General features: G+C 67.4%; 21 protein-coding genes. 11 read left to right on the top strand and 10 right to left on the bottom strand.

Annotated features, from left to right (window positions below):
• On the top strand, positions 1–327 hold a 327-nt coding region (locus tag AX681_RS12055; RefSeq protein WP_156456087.1), incomplete at its 5' end, for a nucleotidyltransferase family protein.
• The gene (locus AX681_RS12050) at positions 320–1177 is read left to right on the top strand and encodes a DMT family transporter (protein ID WP_066659706.1); all 858 of its coding nucleotides are present in this window, start codon (positions 320–322) and stop codon (positions 1175–1177) included. The genes AX681_RS12055 and AX681_RS12050, both read left to right, overlap by 8 nt.
• A gap of 107 nt (positions 1178–1284) precedes the next feature.
• On the opposite strand, the gene AX681_RS12045 is transcribed toward AX681_RS12050, so the two are convergent.
• The 7 genes from AX681_RS12045 to AX681_RS12015 form a co-directional block, all read right to left on the bottom strand.
• Entirely contained in the window at positions 1285–2493 is a 1209-nt protein-coding gene (locus tag AX681_RS12045) for an ABC transporter permease (protein WP_066660928.1), read from the bottom strand.
• A complete protein-coding gene (locus tag AX681_RS12040) occupies positions 2493–3203 on the bottom strand; it encodes an ABC transporter ATP-binding protein (RefSeq protein WP_066660926.1) in 711 nt (236 codons plus the stop codon). The genes AX681_RS12045 and AX681_RS12040 overlap by 1 nt, the downstream gene beginning before the upstream one ends.
• Positions 3196–4581 (bottom strand): efflux RND transporter periplasmic adaptor subunit, encoded by a 1386-nt coding sequence (locus AX681_RS12035; RefSeq protein ID WP_066660923.1) that lies wholly within the window; start codon positions 4579–4581, stop codon positions 3196–3198. Before AX681_RS12035 ends, AX681_RS12040 begins: the two co-directional genes overlap by 8 nt.
• Positions 4581–6071: an efflux transporter outer membrane subunit gene (locus AX681_RS12030; protein ID WP_066660921.1), complete on the bottom strand. Its 1491-nt coding sequence runs from the start codon at positions 6069–6071 to the stop codon at positions 4581–4583. Before AX681_RS12030 ends, AX681_RS12035 begins: the two co-directional genes overlap by 1 nt.
• 118 nt (positions 6072–6189) lie before the next feature.
• Complete coding sequence (locus AX681_RS12025) at positions 6190–6618, bottom strand: DUF1330 domain-containing protein (protein WP_066660919.1); 429 nt, start codon at positions 6616–6618, stop codon at positions 6190–6192.
• Positions 6619–6623: 5 nt separating this feature from the next.
• Complete coding sequence (locus AX681_RS12020; RefSeq protein WP_066660917.1) at positions 6624–7319, bottom strand: NnrU family protein; 696 nt, start codon at positions 7317–7319, stop codon at positions 6624–6626.
• A gap of 24 nt (positions 7320–7343) precedes the next feature.
• Positions 7344–8972, bottom strand: a complete 1629-nt coding sequence (locus tag AX681_RS12015) for a peptide MFS transporter (RefSeq protein ID WP_066660915.1) — start codon at positions 8970–8972, stop codon at positions 7344–7346.
• Positions 8973–9164: 192 nt separating this feature from the next.
• Here AX681_RS12015 and AX681_RS12010 point away from each other — a divergent pair, with 192 nt between their 5' ends.
• From AX681_RS12010 to AX681_RS11995, 4 genes are all read left to right on the top strand, one after another.
• Positions 9165–9746, top strand: coding sequence for a nitroreductase family protein (locus AX681_RS12010; RefSeq protein WP_066660913.1), 582 nt, complete (start codon positions 9165–9167; stop codon positions 9744–9746).
• Between the two features lie 70 nt (positions 9747–9816).
• A complete protein-coding gene (locus AX681_RS12005) occupies positions 9817–10173 on the top strand; it encodes a GntR family transcriptional regulator (protein ID WP_066660911.1) in 357 nt (118 codons plus the stop codon).
• Between the two features lie 16 nt (positions 10174–10189).
• On the top strand, positions 10190–11218 hold the full coding sequence (locus tag AX681_RS12000) for a hypothetical protein (RefSeq protein ID WP_156442778.1): 1029 nt from the start codon (positions 10190–10192) through the stop codon (positions 11216–11218).
• Positions 11215–11961: an ATP-binding cassette domain-containing protein gene (locus tag AX681_RS11995; protein WP_066660907.1), complete on the top strand. Its 747-nt coding sequence runs from the start codon at positions 11215–11217 to the stop codon at positions 11959–11961. Before AX681_RS12000 ends, AX681_RS11995 begins: the two co-directional genes overlap by 4 nt.
• Here the strand turns inward: AX681_RS11995 and AX681_RS11990 are convergent.
• Positions 11928–13619: an acyl-CoA dehydrogenase gene (locus tag AX681_RS11990; protein WP_066660901.1), complete on the bottom strand. Its 1692-nt coding sequence runs from the start codon at positions 13617–13619 to the stop codon at positions 11928–11930. The genes AX681_RS11995 and AX681_RS11990 overlap by 34 nt on opposite strands.
• Positions 13620–13667: 48 nt before the next feature.
• On the opposite strand from AX681_RS11990, the gene AX681_RS11985 reads away from it, so the two are divergent.
• Positions 13668–14606, top strand: coding sequence for an L-threonylcarbamoyladenylate synthase (locus tag AX681_RS11985; RefSeq protein ID WP_066660899.1), 939 nt, complete (start codon positions 13668–13670; stop codon positions 14604–14606).
• A gap of 40 nt (positions 14607–14646) precedes the next feature.
• On the opposite strand, the gene msrA is transcribed toward AX681_RS11985, so the two are convergent.
• Complete coding sequence (msrA, locus tag AX681_RS11980) at positions 14647–15192, bottom strand: peptide-methionine (S)-S-oxide reductase MsrA (protein WP_066660897.1); 546 nt, start codon at positions 15190–15192, stop codon at positions 14647–14649.
• A gap of 81 nt (positions 15193–15273) precedes the next feature.
• Between msrA and galE the strand changes: the two genes are divergently transcribed.
• From galE to AX681_RS11965, 3 genes are read left to right on the top strand one after another with little or no spacing between them, the layout of a single operon-like run.
• Positions 15274–16269, top strand: coding sequence for a UDP-glucose 4-epimerase GalE (gene galE / locus AX681_RS11975; RefSeq protein ID WP_066660896.1), 996 nt, complete (start codon positions 15274–15276; stop codon positions 16267–16269).
• Positions 16270–16271: 2 nt separating this feature from the next.
• Positions 16272–17384 (top strand): hypothetical protein, encoded by a 1113-nt coding sequence (locus tag AX681_RS11970; protein ID WP_066682305.1) that lies wholly within the window; start codon positions 16272–16274, stop codon positions 17382–17384.
• A 4-nt stretch (positions 17385–17388) separates the two neighbouring features.
• Positions 17389–18012 (top strand): MarC family protein, encoded by a 624-nt coding sequence (locus tag AX681_RS11965; protein WP_066664994.1) that lies wholly within the window; start codon positions 17389–17391, stop codon positions 18010–18012.
• Here AX681_RS11965 and AX681_RS11960 read toward each other — a convergent pair.
• Positions 18009–19805: a hypothetical protein gene (locus AX681_RS11960; RefSeq protein ID WP_066664991.1), complete on the bottom strand. Its 1797-nt coding sequence runs from the start codon at positions 19803–19805 to the stop codon at positions 18009–18011. The genes AX681_RS11965 and AX681_RS11960 overlap by 4 nt on opposite strands.
• A 71-nt stretch (positions 19806–19876) precedes the next feature.
• Between AX681_RS11960 and AX681_RS11955 the strand changes: the two genes are divergently transcribed.
• On the top strand, positions 19877–20305 hold the full coding sequence (locus AX681_RS11955) for a GtrA family protein (protein WP_197422074.1): 429 nt from the start codon (positions 19877–19879) through the stop codon (positions 20303–20305).
• Position 20306 lies beyond the last annotated feature (1 nt).

Raw genomic sequence — 20306 nt, 5'->3', positions numbered from 1 at the left:
CTGCGGCTGGGGGTGGAGGCGGCGATGCGCAGCGACCCCGATGCGGTGGTCATCGCGCTTGCCGACATGCCGCGCGTCACCGCGACACAGATCTACCGGCTGCTCGACGGCGCCGACGGCGACGAGGCGATCATGGCGTCCAGCGACGGGGTGGTCCCGCGCCCGCCGGCGCTGTTCGGCCGCGCACACCTGCCCGATCTGCTCGCCGCGCAGGGTGATATGGGCGCGCGCGATCTGGTGCGGCGCGGGCACCATATCGTCGTCCCGCCCGCAGAGCTGGTCGATGTCGATACGCCGGAGGATCTGGACCGGCTGATCCATGGGTGATCAGGCACTCGCCATCGCGCTCGGCCTGATCTCGGCCTTCAGCCTCGCGCTCACCAATCTGGTGGTGAAGCGCGGCGACGATATTCTCGTTGCACGGGCGCTGCTTTCTTCCAGCGCGGCGGTCGTGATCGCACCGTTCGCGCTGATCGTGCCGCTGCCCGATGCCGCGACCTGGGCCGCGCTCGCCTGGGCGGTCCCGGCGCATTTCGCCTATCAGATCTGCCTGGTGCGCGCGATGCAGCGCGGCGATCTGAGCCTCGTCTTTCCGATCATGCGCGGCGCGGCGCCGCTGCTGACCGCCGGGTTCGCGGTGCTGGTGCTGCATGAGCAATTGCCGCTGATCGGCTGGGTCGGGCTGATGCTGGCGACCGGCGCGGTGATCGTCTTCGCGCTGCCCGCGCGCGGCGTGACGCTCGCGGCGCATCCGGACAAGGTGGCGCTAAGCTGGGCCTTCGCCACGGCAATCGGGGTCGCGCTGTACAACATGGCAGATGCGCGCGGGGTGCGCGTCGCGCCGAGTCCGTTCACCTATATCGTGTGGTTGTTCATGCTCGATTGCGTGTGCATCACCACCACCGCGCTGCTGCTCCGCCGCCGCGAGCTTGGCCGCGCAGTCAAGGCAACCTGGAAGCACGGCGTCGCGGCGGGGGCGCTGTCGAGCATCTCGTTCGGCTCCGCGCTCTACGCCTTCTCGCTGATGGAAGTGGCGAAGGTATCGGCGCTGCGCGAAACCGCCGTGGTATGGGCAGCGCTGATGGGTGCCTGGATGCTCGGCGAAGGCTTTGGCGGCCGCCGCATCGCTGCGGCGGTGGTGCTGGCCGGTGGGCTGATCCTGCTCCAGTTCAGCTAGAGTCTTTTCAGCTCCGCTGAACCGGCACCGGCCCGCTGCCCCACCCGGCCACCCATAGGATACTGGCGTTGGGTGGCCGGGTGGGGCAGCGGGCCAGTGCCGCGACCCTATTCATGCCGCAGCGCGTCGATCGGGTTGAGGCTCGCCGCGCGCCGGGCCGGGAAGAAGCCGAACACCACCCCAATCCCCGCCGCGATCGCAAAGGCGATGATGTTGATCTGAAGGTCGAACGTCCATGGCACCTGCATCACCGGTGTCAGGATCGCGATGACGACCTGCGCCACCAACAGGCCGATCACGCCGCCCAGCATCGACAGCACGATCGCTTCGACCAGAAACTGCATCAGCACCTCGCGCGCGACCGCACCGATGGCCAGGCGGATGCCGATCTCGCGCGTGCGTTCGGTCACGCTGACCAGCATGATGTTCATGATGCCGATGCCGCCGACGATCAGGCTGATCGCCGCGACCGTCGCGACGATGCTCGTCAGCAGCTGCGTTGTCCCGGTCAGCGTCGCGCTGATCTGCGCGGTGTCGAAGATGTTGAAATTGTCCTGCTCGCCCGGCTCGATCCCGCGCCGTTCGCGGAGCAGGTCGCTCAGCGATGACTGCACGGCGGCGGTGTCATAGGCGGAATCGACGCCGACCAGCATCAGGCGGATGTCGCGATTGCCCGAAAAGCGGCGCTGCACCGTCTTGATCGGCATGAGGATGACATCGTCCTGATCGCCGCCGAACCCCGCCTGCCCCCGCGTCGACAGCGTGCCGATCACATCGCACGACACGTCGTTGACGCGGATCCGCCGCCCGATCGCTTCCCCGCCGCGAAACAGGTTTTGCCGCACGGTATTGCCAATGATGCACACCGCCTTGCCCGCCGCCTCTTCCGCCGGAGAGAAGGTGCGCCCGCCGGTGAGCGGCCAGGGCTGGACCTGAAAATAGGCATTGCCGGTGCCGTTGATCGTCGTCGACCAGTTGGCGCCGTTATAGATGGCAGTCCCGCTCGCCTGCGCCTGTGGCGCGACCGCCGTGACCCCTGCGATCTGCTCGCGGATCGCCTCGACATCCTGCTCCTCGAAATCGGGCGGGCGCGGGCCGCCGCCGCCGCGACCAAAGCCCTGGCCGGGACGCACCTGCAGGATGTTGGTGCCCAGGCTGGCGATCTGTTGCTGCACCGCTGCGGTCGTCGCATTGCCGAGCGTGACCATCGCGACCACCGCCGCCACGCCGATGATGATGCCGAGCGTCGTCAGGAACGAGCGCAGCTTGTGCCGCAGGATCGATCGGATCGCGAGGGTGAAGATCGTGCCGAGCATCAGGCGGTCACCCCCGCGCGCATGCCGGTATCGATCCGTTCGACCAGCCCGTCCTTGAAATGGACGATGGTGCGGGCGAACGCGGCCATGTCGGGCTCATGCGTCACCATCAGCACGGTGATGCCGCTGTCCTGGTTGAGGCTGGTGAGCAATTCCATGATCTCCACCGACCGTTCGGAATCGAGGTTGCCGGTCGGTTCGTCGGCGAGCAGGACATCGGGGCTGGTGACGATCGCGCGGGCGATGGCAACGCGCTGCTGCTGACCGCCCGAGAGTTCGGCGGGAGTATGGTCCCACCAGCGGTCGAGCCCGACCTTTTCCAGCGCCGCCATCCCCAGCTCACGCCGGGTCTTCTTGTCCTCACCGCGATAGAGCAAAGGCAGTTCGACATTCTCCAGCGCGCTGGTGCGGCTGAGCAGGTTGAACCCCTGAAACACAAAGCCGAGATAGCGGCGGCGCAGCAGCGCGCGCTGATCGCGGTCGAGCGCCTCGACATGGACATTCTTGAACAGGAATTCCCCGCGCGTCGGGACGTCGAGACAGCCCAGGATGTTCATCGTCGTCGACTTGCCCGATCCCGACGGACCCATCACCGCGACGAAATCGCCTTGCGCGATGTCGAGGTCGACGCCCTTCAGCGCCTGAAATGCGGTCGGCCCCTCGCCGTAGGTCTTGGTGACGCCGCGCAGGCGGATGATCGGATCAGCCACCCGATGCTCCTGCCTTGCGCTGCCCGCCGCCTGAGCCGCCACCCGAGCGCTTGCTGCTGCCGGAGCTCCCGCCCGCGAACTGGCCGGTGATGACCACCATCCCGGGCTTCAGATCGCCCGACAGGACTTCGGTGACCTGGCCATTGGTGTCGCCGGTGGTGACCTCGATCGCGCGCGGCTGGCCGTCCTCGCCCTTCACATAGACGGTTTGCTTGGCGCCGCGCTGGATCGTCGCGGCCTTCTCATTGTCGCCGCCCCGACGCCGCCGGCTGGGCACGAGTGCGCCGGAGATGCCGCCTTTCGCGGCTTCCTCACCGCCCGTGCTGGGGGTAAAGCGCAGCGCCGCATTGGGGACGAGCAGGACGTTGTTCTTCTGCAGCGTGATGATCTCGGCCGTTGCGGTCATGCCGGGCCGCAATTTCTGCTCCGGATTGGCAACCGACAGGGTCGCGCCATAGGATACGACCTGCGCCGTGGTGCTGGTGGTCGTGGTCGTGCTCGTCTGTGCCGACAGGTTCGATCCGACATCGACGCGCTGGATCGTGGCGGGGAAGGTTTCGCCGGGGAAGGCATCGACGGTGAAGCTGGCGCGCTGGCCCTGCTTGACCTGGCCGACATCGGCTTCGTCGATCGCCACTTCCAGCTCCATCGCGCTCAGGTCTTCGGCGATCACGAACAGGGTCGGGGTGTTGAAGGATGCCGCGACCGTCTGGCCCGGCTCGACCTGGCGCGCGAGCACCACGCCATTGACGGGCGAGCGGACGATCGCCTTGTTCCGCTGCGTCACTGCCGATCGCAGGGCGGCCTGTTGCGAGGTGACCTGCGCCTGGCTGGCGCGCACCGTCGCCACCGCGCGCGCTACCGCCGCGCGGGCATTGTCGAGTTCGGCCTTGGCCGGAACGCGCCCGCCCGACAGGCGGCTGACTTCCTCGAACCGGGCGAGCTGGCTCTGCGCCTCGACCAGGGTCGCCTGATTCTGTGCGACCGTCGCCTGTGCCGCCGCGACCGACGCGCGCGCCTGGGTGATCGCATCGTCAAGCCGCTCGGGATCGATCAGCGCGAGCGGCTGGCCCGCCGTGACCCGGTCGTTGACGTCGACCAGCACGCGCGTGATCAGGCCCGACAGTTCGGAACCGACCTGCACCTGGTTGGTCGGGGTCAGCTTGCCCGTTGCCGACACGGTAACGGTCAGCGCGCCGCGCTCCACCGCGCGGGTCGCGTAACCGGCTTCCTCCTCTGCGCCGAACATGCGGAACAGCCCATAGACCGCGACCAGCGCAACGACCGCGATCACGATCCACTTCAGATGCCGCCGCCACGCGGGCACGGTCTTCGCGCCCAGAAATTCGTCGAGCTTCGGAGTTGCAGCGTCGGCCATCAATTGGTTCCGGTTCCAGAAACGGGGGGAGGGGCGGTGACGGTGTCGGGCGTCGGCGCGGTCGCGGCGTCCCAGCCGCCGCCGAGCGCAAGATACAGCTGGATCAGCGCATTTGCCTTGTCCGACCGCGCCTGATTGAGCCCATTGCGCGCGGAGACGAGTGACGCCTCCGCCTGGCTCAGCGTCAGGAAGTCGGCAAGGCCGGCGCGGTACGAGCTGCGTGACAGGATCGCGCTGTTGTTCGCGGCGTCGAGCGCAATGGCGAATTCGCGTTCGCGCGCCTGTGCGGTCTGCAGCGCGACGACCGCATTCTCGACCTCTTCGATCCCGACCAGCACGGTCTGCTTATAGGCGTAGAAGGCGCCATCCGCTGCCGCCTGGGCCGATCGTACCTGCGCGCGGGTACGGCCCGCATCGAAGATCGTCTGCGCGATACTGGCGAAGACGCGGCCAGTGATGACGTCGAACAGGCTGGTGATGCTGCCCGCCCCGGCATCGATGCTGCCGCCGAGCGAGAGCTGCGGGTAAAGCTGCGCCTCCGACACGCCGATCTGCGCGACGGCGGCGGCAAGATTGCGTTCGGCCAGCCGCACATCGGGCCGCTGGCGCAGCGTATCGGCGGGGATGCCGACCGCGATCCGCTCCGGCCCCTGCGGTATCGGGCGCACCGCCTCCATCTGTGCCTTGAGCGCGCCGGGTGCCTGTCCAGTCAGCACGCCGAGACGCGATACGGCGCTGTTATAGCTCGCCTCGATCGACGGGATCGACGCGGCGGTCTGCGCACGATTGGCGCGCGCCTGTTCCTGATCGAGCGAGGAGACGAGGCCCGCCTGCACGCGGAAGCCCGCAATCTCCAGATTGTCGTCCTGAATGGTCAGGCTCTCGCGCGCATTGGCCAGCTGCGCCTGCGCCGCGCGGGCGAGGATATAGTTGCGCGCGATCTCTCCCTGGATCGACACCAATGTCGCGGCATAGCTGTAACCCGATGCCTCGAGCTGCGCGCGGCTCGCCTCGACCCCGCGCCGCACGCCGCCGAACAGGTCGACCTGATAATTGACGTCGCCGCCGAGCGAGAAGCTGGTGCTGCCGCCCTGCGACACCGTCGTGACCGTGCCATCTGGCAACGTGACTTGAGTGCTCGTGCCGCGGATCGGCTCGCTGCGCGACGCGCTGCCCCCCGCGCTGACCGAGGGGACGAGCGATGCGCGCGACTGGACCAAAGCCTCGCGTGCCTGACGCAGCCGCGTCACCGCCTGCGCGACGTCGAGATTCTGGCCCGCCGCTTGCTCGACCAGCCCGGTCAGCATCGGATCGTTGAACGCGGTCCACCAACGTTTGAGATCGGCCTGCGCCTGCTGATCCGCCGCGACCGAAAAGGCGGGGGGGACGCCGAGCTGGGCGGCGGTGCTCGGCCGGTAATCGGGACCGGCGGCACAGCCTGCGAGCGGCAGCGCAGCGATGCCCAGAAGAAGGAAGGGTCGGACCATCATGTCCCGAAAATGACCAGCGCCCCTCGGCACGTCCACCAAAAGAGTGTCGCAAATTGTAAGCATCCGCGTTGGAACACGCGCGAAACGAATTGGTTGCGCGCGCTCCTAGCGGACCGCTTCAACCGAAACCCTGGCCGGTCCCGCCGCGCTCGCCGCAGCGGATCAGCCGCGAATCCATCACGGCGGCCTGCCGGTTGATCACCGCCGCGCGATAATCGGGATCGGTCACCATCTCGAGGAACGCTCCGGCGTTCGGGTAGCGCGCGATAAAGGCTGCATCCCAGTGTTCGTCCGACGGGCCGGTAAGCACGGCCTCGGGCTTGCCCGTCCACAGGATCGTGCCGCCAACGCGCGCGAAGATCGGTCCGCTTTCCTTCGAATAGCGGCGATAGGCTTCGGCACCGGTCAGCCCCTCCGCCGCATAGGGATGGTCATCGGGATAGGCCGCATGGTCGCGATAGCGGACCAGGTTGATCATCATGATCGGCGTGTCGCGCGGGAGCGCCTTGAACGCGTCGAACTGCTCGCGGGTCGGATCGACATGCATCGCGCTTATCCGCCGACCCAGCGCCAGATGCCCGCCGGCATATCCGCCAGCGGCAGATGCGCCCAGGTCGCGCCGAGCCACAGGATCGTGCCCCCGACGACGGCGATGGTACCGGGCCATGCCGCTGCCCCCTGCGCCCGCCCACGGGCGATCGCGACGAAGGGCCAATAGCTGGTCACATCCTGCCAGCGCGGCCAGAAATCGGGCTGGAGCCGCCGCTTCTTGCCGTCCTGCAACGCCGCGCCACCCAGCGCGAGCAGGCCGATGCTGCCCGCCAGCACGATCTGCGCCGGTTGCGGGAAGACCAGGATATGCGCGAGCGCCCACAGGCCAAAGCTCCACATCATCGGATGGCGGGTGATCGCGAACACCCCGCGCGGGCGCGGTACGGGCTTGGGCTTGTCGGTCGGGTCGGGCAGGGCCGGGTTGCCGATCAGCGAGCCCACGAAAAGCACCGAGGCGAGGAACATGATCGCGCTCGCCACCGCCCACAGCCCGTCGCCGACGGTCCAGAGCGGCGCTGCATCGGGCATCCGCCCATAGACATGCGCCATCCACCCCAGCGTGGCGAAAGCGACCAGCGAGTAGATCCCAAGAAAAAGCCGCTCGCCGACAGCGTCGACCAGCGGCTTTCGCAGGGGGTGGGACAGGAGGAAATGGGTCCCAAGAAACGCCGCACAGGCCGCGATCAGTAACTCCATTTCCCCCTCCCGAGTGTCAGACGATCAGCGCGTCTCGTCCTTCAAGTGAATGCCCGGTGCCTGCGGCTCGGCGAGTTCCGCCTGGCCTGCGAGCGTGTCGTCCTTGAGCGTGTCGAGATGCATCCACTTCTTCACCAGCGGCGCAACCACCAGCACGAGCACCGCAGCGCCGATCGAAATCCAGCCGAACAGGCCATAGATGTCGAGCAGCCCGTCCTTGGTCATCTGGCCGTCATGCCCACCGGTGGCTTCGCCGATCTTGCCCGCGACGAAGTTGCCGACGGCGGTCATGTAGAACCACGCACCCATGATCAGCGATGCGAGGAACTTGGGCGCAAGCCGGTTCATGGCCGACAGCCCGACCGGCGACAGGCACAGCTCGGCGGTGGTGGCGAAGAAATAATAGGCGAAGACCAGGAAGACCGGGGTCATCGCCTCGATCCCCCACATCCGCGCGCCCCAGACGAGGACGAGGTTGGCAAAGCCCATCTGCGCGAGTGCAAGGCCGAACTTGGCCGGAGCCGACGGCTCCATGTTGCGTTTGCCAAGCCACTGCCACAGCCCCGCGAACAGTGGTGCGAGCAGGATGATGTAGATCGGATTGATCGACTGGAAGATGCCGGCCGGAACCCCGCCGCGATCGACATAGGCGTTGGTAAACAGGTTCATCGACCCGCCCGCCTGTTCGAACAGGCCCCAGAACAGCGGGTTCAAGGAGATCAGGAACAGGATCGCGAACATGCGCTCGCGCGGTTCCTTCTCGAGCTTGAAGCTCTCGAATAGGACATAGCCGAGCAGCGCAACGCCCGAGATGGCGAGCAGCGTCTGGATCACGTCCTGATACTGGACCAGCGCCCAGATGACCGCGACTGACGCCAGGCCGACGCCATAGAGCAGCAGTTCCTTCGACCGGGCGAGCGGAGCCGGAGCCTCGCCCGCACCGTTCAGCGACGCCTTGCCGAGCACGAACACGACCAGACCGGCGAGCATGCCGATGCCGGCAAGGCCGAAGCCATAGCCCCAGCCGATCGTCTGGCCGAGATACGCGACCAGGATCGTGCCGAGCGCGGCGCCGACGTTAATGCCCATGTAGAAGATGGTGTAGGCAGCATCGCGGCGCGTGTCGGTCAGGCTGTAAAGCTGTCCGACCATCACCGAGATGTTCGCCTTGAGGAAGCCCGATCCGACGATGATGAAGGCGAGCGCCGCCCAGAACACGTTGATCGTCGGATCGCTCTGGCCCCCGGTGCCTTCCACCGCCATCAGCGTATGACCGGCGGCGAGCAACAGGCCGCCGAACACCACCGCCTTGCGCTGACCGAGATAGCGGTCGGCCAGATAGCCGCCGAGCACCGGCGTGATGTACACGAGGCTGGTATAGGCGCCATAGATCAGGTTCGACTTGCCGTCGCTGAACAGCCAGTGCTGGGTCAGGTAGAAAATCAGGATCGCGCGCATGCCGTAATAGGAGAAGCGCTCCCACATTTCGGCAAAGAACAGCATGTACAGGCCCTTGGGATGGCCTGCGAATTCCGGCTTTTTGCTGGCGGCGATCAGTGCGCCCCCGGCGAGGAAGGCGAAAAGCAGCACCGTCGCGATGACGGCAATCCACTCTGCCTCGGCCCAAAGGGCAATTGGTTTGAAGTGCGGCAAGGTCGAACCCCTTATGTCGATCTCTGATCCGGCCCGTTCGATGCGGGCCGGTGGCTGGGCGCGGAGACTAGCGGCAAACACCCGCATGTGAAGCCTGATTGTCACACTGGTAACCACAGGGGTCGCTGCAAGACTTGCGAACCGTTCGCAAAAACGCTTGGCGCGACCGGGCGGAGCGGCTAACGGGCGGACATGGACTTCAACGACACCAGCACCCCGCTGTCGCTGCTGCGCACCCGCCGCTCGGGCAAGGCGCGCGACCTGATCGCCCCCGGCCCGGATGCGGCGCAGCTGCGCGATATCCTCGTCATCGCCGCGCGCACGCCCGATCATGGCAAGCTCGCCCCGTGGCGCTTCGTGGTGGTGCCGCAGGAGGCGCGCGACGCCTTTGCCGCGCGGCTGGTCGACGCCTATCGCGCCGAGCGCCCTACCGCCGCGCGGCTCGAAATCGAAGCGATGGAGCAGTTCGCCCGGCAATCGCCGACGTTGGTCGTCGTCCTGTTTTCGCCAAAGGTCGGCAGCCACATCCCGCTATGGGAACAGGAATTGTCGGTCGGCGCGGCGACGATGAACCTGCTCCACGCCGCGCACGCGCATGGCTTCGCCGCCAACTGGCTGACCGGCTGGCCCGCGTTCAGCGACGCGGTGCGCGACCTGTTCGGTGCCGCGCCGGAGCGGATCGCGGGTTTCGTCTTTATCGGAACCCCGGCCAAGCCGCTGGAAGAACGACCCCGCCCGGACCTCGACGCGATCGTGTCGAACTGGGCTGGTTGAGCGGCAGGTAGTTACCGTAGAAACCCGATGGGGGGTGGAACTTTAATCCCCCGTGCTGTATTAAGTCAGCATGACAGCGCTCGAACATGACGACAGCCCGGTGTATCTGAAGCTGCGCGCCAGCATCGCGACCGCGATCCTGCGTGGCGAGTACCGGGCGGGGGACCAGCTTCCATCGGTGCGCGCGCTCGCCGCCGAACATGGCGCCAACCCCCTGACCGTGGCCAAGGCGTATCAGAGCTTCCAGGACGACGGCTATGTCGAGGTGCGGCGCGGCGTCGGCATGTTCGTCCTGCCCGGCGCGGTCGAACGGCTGAAACTGGCCGAACGCGAACGCTTCCTCACCGGATACTGGCCCAAGGTGCGCGACCATATCGCCCTGCTCGGCCTCAGCGCCCACGAACTGCTGGACCGCGAGATCGCCTGATTCTGGCGGACGCAGCGTGATGCACCCGTTGCTGCGCCATGAGTGGGCAGTGGTGCGGGGCGAGGCCAGCCTGGCGCTGCCGGGTTGGCGCGACTGGCTGATGCTGGCCGTCATGGTCGCGCTCGGGCTTGCACTTTTCATCGGATCGGATGTTGCCGCCGCGCTGCGCGACAGCCGCGTGGCAGCGGCTGTCGGCGCGCTTGCCGGATGGGCCGGCATCCGCGCGACAGGGCGGCGGCTCGACCATCTGGTGCGCGAATCGGTAGTCGCCGTAGCGGCGCTCGATCCGGTGGGGCAGCGGCAGTTGTTCGCGGCAGCCCTGGCACTTGTGGCGCTGGCGCTGGTGGCACTCGGCGCGCTCGCCGGTTCGTCCGCCATTCTCGCACTGCTCGCTGGGCAGGTGGCAGGCGCGATTGCCGCAGCATCGCTTCCCCTGCGCCTCCTCGGGCTCAACCCCCGCGCGCAGCCGCTGCGTCGCGCGACCCGGTCGCTCTCGCCCGCAGACGCGGTCAGCGGGTATCAGCTGTTCGCCGGTGACCCGCGCTGGCGCACTCTCGCCCCGCTGATCGCCGCGCTGGCGAGTCTTGCGCTCGCCCTGCTGCTGCCGACGCATTGGAACCCCGTTCTGCGCTTGGCCACTCCGGCGGGATCGGTGGCGCTGGCGATGCTCGCATTCACCCGCGTCGATGCCGACATCATCGTCTTTCTGGCCCGCACGGGGCACGGCCCGTGGCGCAGCGCCGCGCTGCACCTCCGCCTGGCGGCACGCTATGCCGTGATCCTGTTGCCGCTCCTGCTGCTGATCGCGCCGTCCGCCTTTTGGCCGTGCGTGCTGGCGATCATCGCGGTCGCCCTGTTCACGCTGCTCCGCATATGGAGCCTGCGCGCCTATTCGAAGCGCTACGCCGACATGATCCTGCTGTTCGGCGCGGCTGGTGGCGCGGTGCTCGGCGCCGGCTTCCCGCCGCTGCTGGTGCCGTATCTCGCAATGGTCGGCTTCGCCCTGCTCCGTCGCGCCGCCCGCGCAACCTGGAGCATGGCATGACCGAGGCGGTCGGCACCACGAACCTGTCGGTCCTGCGCGACGGGGTGGTTGCCGTGCGCGACATTTCGCTCTCGATCGAACGCGGCAACTGGTTCGGACTGATCGGCGCCAACGGATCGGGCAAGACCAGTTATCTGCGCGCGGTAGCGGGACGTTTGGAAGTGCAGGGCGGCGTCGTGCGGATCGACGGCGCGGACCATAGCGCCGACCGTGCGTTCCGGGCAGCTGCGATCGGCTATGCCCCCGATGCCGTGATGCTGCCTGCCGCGGTGACGGGTCGCGCGGTGCTGGGGATCGTCGCGGGCGACTCCGACCGCGCACTGGCGGCAATTGGGAGCATCGCCGACGCGCTGGTGCTCGCCCCATTGCTCGACCGCCGCATCGGTGCCTGTTCGGCGGGACAGCGCCAGCGTATCGCCATCGCCTGTGCCTTCGCCGCGGGGCAGGACATCGTGATCCTCGACGAACCCTTCAACTGGCTCGATCCGGTCGCGGCCTATGACCTGCGCCACGCGCTCGCCGCGCGGGTTGCCGCCGGGTTGACCCTGGTCACCGCGCTCCACGATCTCGCGACGCTCAGCAGCGCGTGTCAGGTCGGCGCGCTATTGGCCGAAGGTCGCATCGCGCTCGAACTCGATGCCGCTGCGCTCGCAAGCGCGCGCAACGACCCCGCCGCATTCGAAGCGCAGACGATCACGCATCTGCGCGGTCAGGCCGCAAACGTCTCCGCATCGACGGCGTAAAGCGCTTCCGCGCTCGCCATCGCCGCAGCCTTCAGCCCCATCGCCTCCGGCACGATCTGCGCGACATAGAAGCGCGCCGCCGCAGCCTTCATCGCCAGAAATGCCGGGTCGCCTTGCGCCCCCGCCGCGATCCGCCCCTGCGCTTCCATCAGCCATCCGCACACGGCGGTGGAGAGCATGGTCAAAAACGGGTAGCTGCCCGCCAGCCGGTCATCCATCGCGCTCGCCAGCATATGCTGCGTCACCTCCGCGCACGCGTCGATCAGCGCGATCAGCCCGGCATCCTGCGCGTCGGCCTTCATCCGAGCGAGCAGCGTCGTCAGCGTGGCGCCGCCATCCATGTTGAGCTTGCGCCCGACCAGATCGGCGGCCTGGATGCCGTTGGTGCCCTCATAGATCGGGGTGATGCGCGCGTCGCGGAAATGCTGGGCGGCGCCGGTCTCCTCGATATAGCCCATGCCGCCATGGACCTGGATGCCGATGCTGGTCACTTCGCACCCGATATCGGTGCCGTGCGCCTTGGCGAGCGGGGTGAGCAGCTCGAGCAGCGCGCGCGCCGTTGCGTCGCCGCCATTGGCGCGGTCGACCTGCGCCGCCGCCAGATAGACGAGCGCGCGCGCCGCCATCGTCTGCGCCTTCATCCGCATCAGCATGCGGCGGACATCGGGGAATTCGACGATCGTCGCGGGCTTGCCCTCGCGCACGCCCTGCACCCGCTCGCGGGCATAGGCGACGGCACGCTGGGTTGCGCGCTCGGCGACCTGCACGCCCTGCAGCCCGACATTGAGCCGCGCATTGTTCATCATCGTGAACATGGCGCGCATGCCACCCATTTCCGGGCCGATCAGCTCGCCGATGCAATCGCCATTATCGCCGAAGCTGAGGACACAGGTGGGGGAAGCATGGAGGCCCATCTTGTGCTCGATCGACACCACCCGGACATCGTTGAACTCGCCCGGCGTGCCATCGGCGTTCAGCCGGTATTTCGGCACCAGGAACAGCGAAATGCCCTTGGTCCCCGCCGGTGCCCCCGGCGTGCGCGCCAGCACCAGATGGACGATATTGTCGGCCAGATCATGGTCGCCAAAGCTGATATAAATCTTGGTCCCGCTGATGCTCCACTTGCCGTCGGCGCGCGGCTCGGCCTTGGTCTTGAGCGCGCCGACATCCGATCCCGCCTGGGGTTCGGTCAGGTTCATCGTACCGGTCCATTCGCCGGTCGCCAGCTTGGGGAGATACGCTGCCTGCTGCTCGGGCGTGCCATGGTGCATCAGCGACTCGATCGCGCCGACGGTCAGCGTCGGGCACAGCGCAAAGCCCATATTCGCGCTGCCCAGCGTCTCCAGCACTGCGGTCGACAGCGCAAAGGGCAGGCCCTGGCCGCCATAGGCTTCGGGCGATCCGATCGTGCCCCAGCCGCCCTCGACATAGGCTTGATACGCCGCGCGATAGCCGTCCGGCATGGTCACGCCCTCAGGCGACCATTTCGCGCCGACGGTGTCGCCCGCGCGGTCGAGCGGCGCCCATTCGCCCGCGGCGAACGCACCTGCCCCTTCCAGCACCGCGTCGAGGATGTCGGACTCGACGCCCAGGTCCGCGATTTGCGCGACATGCTCCAGCACGAAACGCTGTTCGGCGATGGCGGGGGTGAAGCTCATTTCGTCCTCTCTCTTGCGGCGCTTTTCCCTGCGCTATAGCGATGGCAAATGACCGCGCCAAATCCCCGCATCTTACCCTACGGCGAGGCTGCCATTGCCGAGGCTGCCGCGATCATTGCAGCGGGCGGATGCGTCGCGACTCCGACCGAGACGGTCTATGGCCTCGCCGCCGACGCAACCGATGCGGAGGCGGTGGCGGGCATCTATGCGGCCAAGGGGCGGCCGAGTTTCAACCCGCTGATCGTCCATGTCGCCGACCGTCGCGCGGCTGAGGCGATCGCGATGTTCGACCGCGATGCGCGCGCGCTCGCCGATGCCTTCTGGCCCGGCCCGCTGACCCTGGTGCTGCCGCTGCGCCCGGATGCGCCGATTGCCGGGCTGGTCACCGCCGGGCTGTCCACCGTCGCGATCCGGGTGCCGCAGCATCGCGCGATGCAGGCATTGCTGACGGCCACCGGAAAGCCGCTCGCCGCGCCCTCGGCCAATGCCAGCGGAAGCATCAGCCCGACCCGCGCCGCCCATGTCGCCGCATCGCTTGCAGGCCGCATCCCGCTGATCATCGACGATGGTGCGACCAGCGGCGGGATCGAATCGACCATCGTCGCGGTCGGCCCGCAACCGCGCCTGCTGCGCCCCGGTCCGGTGTCGGCGGCTGAAATCGAGCGCGAGATCGGGCGCTGGCTGGCGGGGGCAGGGGAGGCGATCGAAGCGCCGGGCCAGCTTGCCAGCCACTATGCCCCGCACAAGCCGCTGCGGCTCAACGCGACGCAGGCGCGCGAGGGCGAATGGCTGATCGGCTTTGGTGCGGTCGCGGGCGATGACTCGCTATCCGCGACGGGCGATCTGACCGAGGCCGCCGCCCGCCTGTTCGACGCACTCCACCGCGCGGATGCCAGCGACCGGACGGCCATCGCGGTCGCAGCGGTGCCGGAGGACGGCATCGGCCTCGCCATCAACGACCGGCTGAAGCGGGCAGCCACCCGCTAAACGTTCGTCGCCCCGGGTCAAGCCCGGGGCGACGATGGGGTTACGCCCCCGCCTTGGCCTTCAGCCGCTCGGCAAAGCTCTTGCGCAGCTTGTTCAGCTTGGGCGGGATGACGCCGAGGCAGTACGGGTTCCGCTGGCCTTCGCCTTCCCAGTAATTCTGGTGATAATCCTCGGCCGGCCACCAGGTGTCGGCATGTTCGATGGTGGTGACGATCGGCGCGGGCCATTCGCTGGCGTTGCGTTCGATCCCCGCGCGCGCCGCCGCTTCCTGCTCGGGCGACTGCGGGAAGATCGCCGAGCGATATTGCGTGCCGACATCGCCGCCCTGACGGTTCAGCGTCGTCGGATCATGCGTCGCGAAGAAGATGTCGAGCAGGTCGTCATAGCGGATCTGCGTCGGATCGAACGTCACCTTCAGCGCCTCGGCATGGCCGGTATCGCCGCCGCACACCGCCTTGTAGGTGGGATTGTCGACATGCCCGCCGATATAGCCGCTTTCGACCGTCTCGACGCCGATCAGGTCCTTGAACACCGCTTCCACACACCAGAAGCAACCACCCGCGAGAATTGCGGTTTCGGTAGTCATGCGCTTCAACTCCTTGCTACGGACGGCAAGATAGGGTTGAGCGGCACGGCTAACTAGGGGCCAATCAGGGGATCGACGGGAATGCGCGACGGCACGGTGATGGTGACGGGCGGGGCGGGCTATATCGGCAGCCATGCGGTGCTCGCGCTGCTCGACGCGGGCTGGCGCGTCGTCGTTCTGGACAATCTGGTCACGGGTTTCGACTGGGCGGTCGACCCGCGTGCAGCGCTAATCGTCGCCAATATCGCCGATGAGGACAAGGTCCGCGCCGCGATCCGTGACCACGGGGTCACCGCGATCATGCATTTCGCCGGGTCGGTGGTGGTGCCGGAATCGGTCAGCGACCCGCTCAAATATTACCGCAACAACACCGCCGCCAGCCGCAGCCTGATCGAGAGCGCGGTGGCGGAGGGCGTGAAGCATTTCATCTTCTCCTCCACCGCCGCAACCTACGGAATTCCTGAGGTTGTTCCGGTACGCGAGGATGCACCGAAGCAGCCGATCAACCCCTATGGCATGTCCAAGCTGATGACCGAGATCATGCTGAAGGACGTCGCCGCCGCCCACCCGATCAACTATTGTGCACTGCGCTATTTCAACGTCGCCGGCGCCGATCCCCAAGGCCGCAGCGGCCAGAGCACGGCGGGGGCCACGCACCTGATCAAGGTCGCGGTCGAGGCGGCGACGGGCAAGCGCGACGGCGTTTCGGTGTTCGGCACCGACTTTGCCACGCCCGACGGCACCGGGGTGCGCGACTATATCCATGTCAGCGATCTCGCCGCCGCGCATGTCCATGCGCTCGACCTGCTGATCGCCGATCCGACGGCGAGCCACACGCTCAACGCCGGCTATGGCCGCGGCTATTCGGTGCTCGAAGTGCTCGACGCGGTCGATCGGGTGACCAATGTCACGATCGAGCGCCGGCTGGAGGGCCGCCGCGCGGGCGATCCCGATGAACTGGTGTCGGACAATCGTGCGATCCTCGCGGCGCTGCCGTGGCGGCCGCAATTTGACGATCTCGAGCGCATTGTCCGCGATGCCCTCGCCTGGGAGCGCAAACTGGCGGAGCGGGGGTAAGCGTGCGGGCCGCGGCACTTTGGTGGCTGGCGGCACTGATCCTGGTCGACGCGGGAACTGCCGCCGCGCAGCAGGTGCAAGATTGGGATGTGCCCCAGGAAGTGTATGACGCCGCGACGTCCGGGGATTATCGCAAGGCGCTCCGCCTGGCACAGGCCGCATTGGACCGGTGTCGTGCGGCCAATCCGGCGGACGAGCGCCCCTGTGCGCGGCTGTGGCTGGGTGTGAGCGGGCAAGCCTATGGCGTCGGCGATCAGGTGCTGGGGGCCTATGCCGGCAAGGTCTATGACAGTTTCGGAATCGACTATAAGCGGGACAGTCTAGCGCTCGCCAATGCTCGCTGGCGCCGCTTCGCCGATCGCGCGGTGTCCTATAGCGCCGCCGAGGATGATCAGCGGGCAAAGGAGATGTACCAGCTGGCAATGCTGCAGGCGGTGTCCGAACATGGGCCGGAAAGCGTCGCGGCCGGGGTGGCCTATGGCAATCTGGGTCGCCATCTCGTCTATCGCTATCCCGAGGAGGCCACGCGCGGCACCAGATTGTTGCGCCGCGCTATCGGGCTAATCGAACGTTGCCCCGAGCTTGATCAGAGCAATTCTTTGATTTTCAACCTGAGCGCACTTGCCGGCCATCTCGAGAAATACCGGCTCTACGACCTTGCCGAGCGTTATCGCCGCCGGCTCGTCCAGCTCGCCGACAGCGGATTCGGCAGGTTTCCTGCTTCGGATCGCGAATGGCAGCGCAGCAGGCTGGTCTATAATCTGCGGCGTCAGGGCAAGTTCGCGGACATGGAGCGCGTGCAACGCGAACTGATGCAATTGCGGGTCGGCCGCTATGTGCCCGATTCCTACACATGGTACAGCACCTATGCCGATCTCGCGGACGCGCTGGCCGGCCAGCGAAAATGGGCGGAGGCGCGCACCTATTATCGCATCGGCACGGCATCGGCACGGCGGGCGGTGGCGGCGTTCGAGCGGTTCGACAGCGCGGCGGAGCGCGACATCCGGACGCGCCGCCCGGTGTTCCGCGGTCTGGTCCGCGCCAACTGGGCGTTGGCAGCGGCTGCGCGGACGCCGCAGGATGCTGGACTTCCACCACCGCGGCGGGGTAGCTGAACCGATGATCGAACTCTTCCTGTCCGCCTTTGCCTTGCTCTTCGTCGTGATCGACCCGCCGGGTTGCGCGCCGATCTATGCCGGGCTGACCAAGGGCGCGCGCCCGACGCAACAGCGTGCGATGGCGGTGCGCGCGGTGATGATCGCGACGGCGATCCTGCTAGTGTTCGCGCTGGTCGGCGAAGCGCTGCTGCGCACGCTCGGCATCAGCCTCAGCGCGTTCCGCATCGCGGGCGGGATCATGTTGTTCATCATAGCCCTCGAAATGGTGTTCGAGAAGCGTCAGGAACGCCGAGAGGATCGCGCCGAAAAGGTGATGCAGACGCCCGAGGTCGAGGATGTTTCGGTCTTCCCGATGGCGATGCCGATGATCGCCGGGCCGGGGTCGATCGCGACGATCATGCTGCTGGTGTCGCGCGCCGAAGGGCCGGGCGAGACCGCAGCGGTGTTCGGCGCGCTGGCGCTGGTGCTTGTGCTGACGCTCGCCGCCTTGCTCGCCGCCGGGCCGCTGATGCGCGTGCTGGGGGCGAAGATCGAATCGGTGATCACCCGGTTGCTCGGTGTGCTGCTCGCGGCGCTGGCGATCCAGTTCGTGATCGACGGGGTGAAGCAGAGCTTCGCGATCTAGCGCTGCGCGTACCGGATCCGCCACAGTCGATAGGGTGCGCCCTTGGGCAGCGGGACCGGCTCGAGCCAGTCGGGGACCTTGCCCTTGGCGAGTTGCCCGTAGAATCCGTTCTTCTCCCGCGCGCGATAGACGGTCGTCTCCGCCATGTTCGGGCACACCAGCAGATACTGCGCTCCGTAGCGTTGCGCGATGCCGCGGAACGCCTCGGGCTTGCCGGTGAAGGCATGATGCACGTCGAGGATCGCGCGCTCGTTGCGGTGGTACGGCCCGGCAATGCCCTTGTGCCGCGTCATCACGATCAGGCGCGGGCCAAGGTCGACATGGGTGAACAGCGTCGAGGGGGGCAGCACGCGGTCGAGCATCCGCATGCCGGCCCCGCTCATGCACCGGCTATTGGCCCGGCTCACCGTGCTGCGATATTTTGACGGCGGATCGTTGACGGGCAGATATTTGACCACGAACCCGGCGAACAGACCCGACACCAGCAAGAACGCCGCCACCGATCCGAACACCCGCACCAGCATCCAGCGCTGGCCCAGGAACCAGGGCACGATCGTCCAGGCCAGCCACGCCGCGCCGGGCACTGCCAGCAGCTGTGCCGCTGGTCCGACGCGGACCTGCCACAGCAGCATCGCTCCGGCAAAGGCGGTGAACAGGCCGATCGCGACCCAGGCAACCAGTTGGTCGGCGGTCTTTGCGCGCCATGCGGCGAACCCGGCACCGATGATCCCGATCACCGGCAGTACGGCCATCGGGAAGGCCATGCCGAAGCTGTGCCGGTAGATCGGCCGCGCTTCGCGGACATTGTTGAGCCAGGTATTGGCAAGCTCATCCGACACGCCTTCCGGGCGCTGCAGGCATTGCGGGAACAGCCCGGCAAAGCCGCCGACGACGATCCCGCCCGCCGCTGCCGCCACGCCCAGACGGACCAGACGGCTGGCAGGGTTGAGCAGGCTCAGCACCACCACCAGCGCACCAGCCGCAACCATCACCGACAGCCACACCGGCGTCAGCGCATCGCAGCGCATCGCGTAATTGGCGTTGGACGCGAACAGCACGAAGCCCGCGCTGCTCCCGCCCGCAAGGCTGAGGCCATAGGCGCGCATCCGCGGCATCTCGTCGCGGTCCCACACCCAGCGTAGCGCGACGATCGCCCCGGCCATCGCGCAGAAGGGCAGCAGTTCGAGGCCGATGGTCAGCGACCCGGCGCTGGCCAAGCCGACGGTCAGGCCGCCGCGCGTGCGCTGCGGGTCGGCGATGCCCATGACGGCGAGGGCAAGAAAGGCGAGCTGCCAACCATGATGGTCGATGCGCAGCGGTACGAACTGCGCCATCGTTGCCGTGCAGCCGAGCAGGATCAGGACCGCCAACGGCCAGGCCACGGGCGCGATCAGGCGGCGCACCGCCGCGCCCATCGCCAGCATCGTCACGGCGAGCGGAAACAGCGGCGCAATCCCCGCCGCCAGTCGTTCCGCCATCGCGGTGCCGACAAAGGGCTGGAAGATCAGGATCAGCCCCGCGATCGGCAGGTCAACCAGCCGCGACCAATGGATGTCGAGGCCGCCCGGCGGGCTCAGCCGATGCTGGCGCAGGTCATACCAGTCCTGTCCGGCGAGCAGGCCCCGCACCTGCATCATCCGCATATTGTCGTCGGTGTCGCTGAGCGCGAGGCCGTTGATCGGAGCCCAGCGGTACCAGAGATACCAGATGGCGATCGCCGCCCAGGCGAGCAGCGTCCAGCGCACCCAGCGCGTCCGCAGTTCCCGTTCGAGGTCGAACCCCGCGAATCGCATCGAACTCAAAACCGCTTCCCCTTCTGCAGCGCGAGCATTAGGGCGGCGCGCGACTTCAGGGCAAGGCAGGCGTGGCTTCACTCATTCATCGACTGGACGATTTGCGGCGAAGTGGCGTGCTGGGCCAGCTGATCCGCTTCGGGATCGCGGGGGGCATTTCCACCGTGATCTACTCGGCCGTCTATCTGCCGCTGACCTTCTGGGTATTCGCGCGGAAGGACGCGGTGTTCGCCGTGCCGTTCGCCTTCGCCGTCGCGGTAACGGCGGGCTATTTTCTGCACAGCCGCTGGAGCTTCAAGGGGCATGGCAGCCGCGATCCCGGCCCGCGGCAGAAGGTGCAGTTCGTCGCGGTCCAGGGCTCGGGCGTCGCGCTGAACGCGATCATAACCTGGCTCGGCACGGCAGTGCTCGGCTATCCCGGCTGGGTGCCGCTGCTCCCCGCAGTCGGCCTCGCCACGATTTTTACCTTCATCCTCAACCGCTGGCTGGTATTCCGCTGAT

The organism is Sphingomonas sp. CCH9-E2 (assembly GCF_001557215.1).
Taxonomy (GTDB): domain Bacteria; phylum Pseudomonadota; class Alphaproteobacteria; order Sphingomonadales; family Sphingomonadaceae; genus Sphingomonas.
Note: the sequence above shows the minus strand (reverse complement) of the source record. Positions and strands in the feature narration are given on the sequence as shown.

What these genes read in the sequence shown, in the direction of transcription:
- AX681_RS12045 (WP_066660928.1), bottom strand. Translation starts at nt 2,493, where the DNA reads ATGCTCGGCACGATCTTCACCCTCGCGATCCGATCGATCCTGCGGCAC.
- AX681_RS12010 (WP_066660913.1), top strand. Translation starts at nt 9,165, where the DNA reads ATGGACTTCAACGACACCAGCACCCCGCTGTCGCTGCTGCGCACCCGC.
- galE (WP_066660896.1), top strand. Translation starts at nt 15,274, where the DNA reads ATGCGCGACGGCACGGTGATGGTGACGGGCGGGGCGGGCTATATCGGC.
- AX681_RS12005 (WP_066660911.1), top strand. Translation starts at nt 9,817, where the DNA reads ATGACAGCGCTCGAACATGACGACAGCCCGGTGTATCTGAAGCTGCGC.
- AX681_RS11960 (WP_066664991.1), bottom strand. Translation starts at nt 19,805, where the DNA reads ATGCGATTCGCGGGGTTCGACCTCGAACGGGAACTGCGGACGCGCTGG.
- msrA (WP_066660897.1), bottom strand. Translation starts at nt 15,192, where the DNA reads ATGACTACCGAAACCGCAATTCTCGCGGGTGGTTGCTTCTGGTGTGTG.
- AX681_RS12020 (WP_066660917.1), bottom strand. Translation starts at nt 7,319, where the DNA reads ATGGAGTTACTGATCGCGGCCTGTGCGGCGTTTCTTGGGACCCATTTC.
- AX681_RS12035 (WP_066660923.1), bottom strand. Translation starts at nt 4,581, where the DNA reads ATGGCCGACGCTGCAACTCCGAAGCTCGACGAATTTCTGGGCGCGAAG.
- AX681_RS11995 (WP_066660907.1), top strand. Translation starts at nt 11,215, where the DNA reads ATGACCGAGGCGGTCGGCACCACGAACCTGTCGGTCCTGCGCGACGGG.
- AX681_RS11990 (WP_066660901.1), bottom strand. Translation starts at nt 13,619, where the DNA reads ATGAGCTTCACCCCCGCCATCGCCGAACAGCGTTTCGTGCTGGAGCAT.
- AX681_RS12025 (WP_066660919.1), bottom strand. Translation starts at nt 6,618, where the DNA reads ATGCATGTCGATCCGACCCGCGAGCAGTTCGACGCGTTCAAGGCGCTC.
- AX681_RS12030 (WP_066660921.1), bottom strand. Translation starts at nt 6,071, where the DNA reads ATGATGGTCCGACCCTTCCTTCTTCTGGGCATCGCTGCGCTGCCGCTC.
- AX681_RS12050 (WP_066659706.1), top strand. Translation starts at nt 320, where the DNA reads ATGGGTGATCAGGCACTCGCCATCGCGCTCGGCCTGATCTCGGCCTTC.
- AX681_RS11965 (WP_066664994.1), top strand. Translation starts at nt 17,389, where the DNA reads ATGATCGAACTCTTCCTGTCCGCCTTTGCCTTGCTCTTCGTCGTGATC.
- AX681_RS11985 (WP_066660899.1), top strand. Translation starts at nt 13,668, where the DNA reads ATGACCGCGCCAAATCCCCGCATCTTACCCTACGGCGAGGCTGCCATT.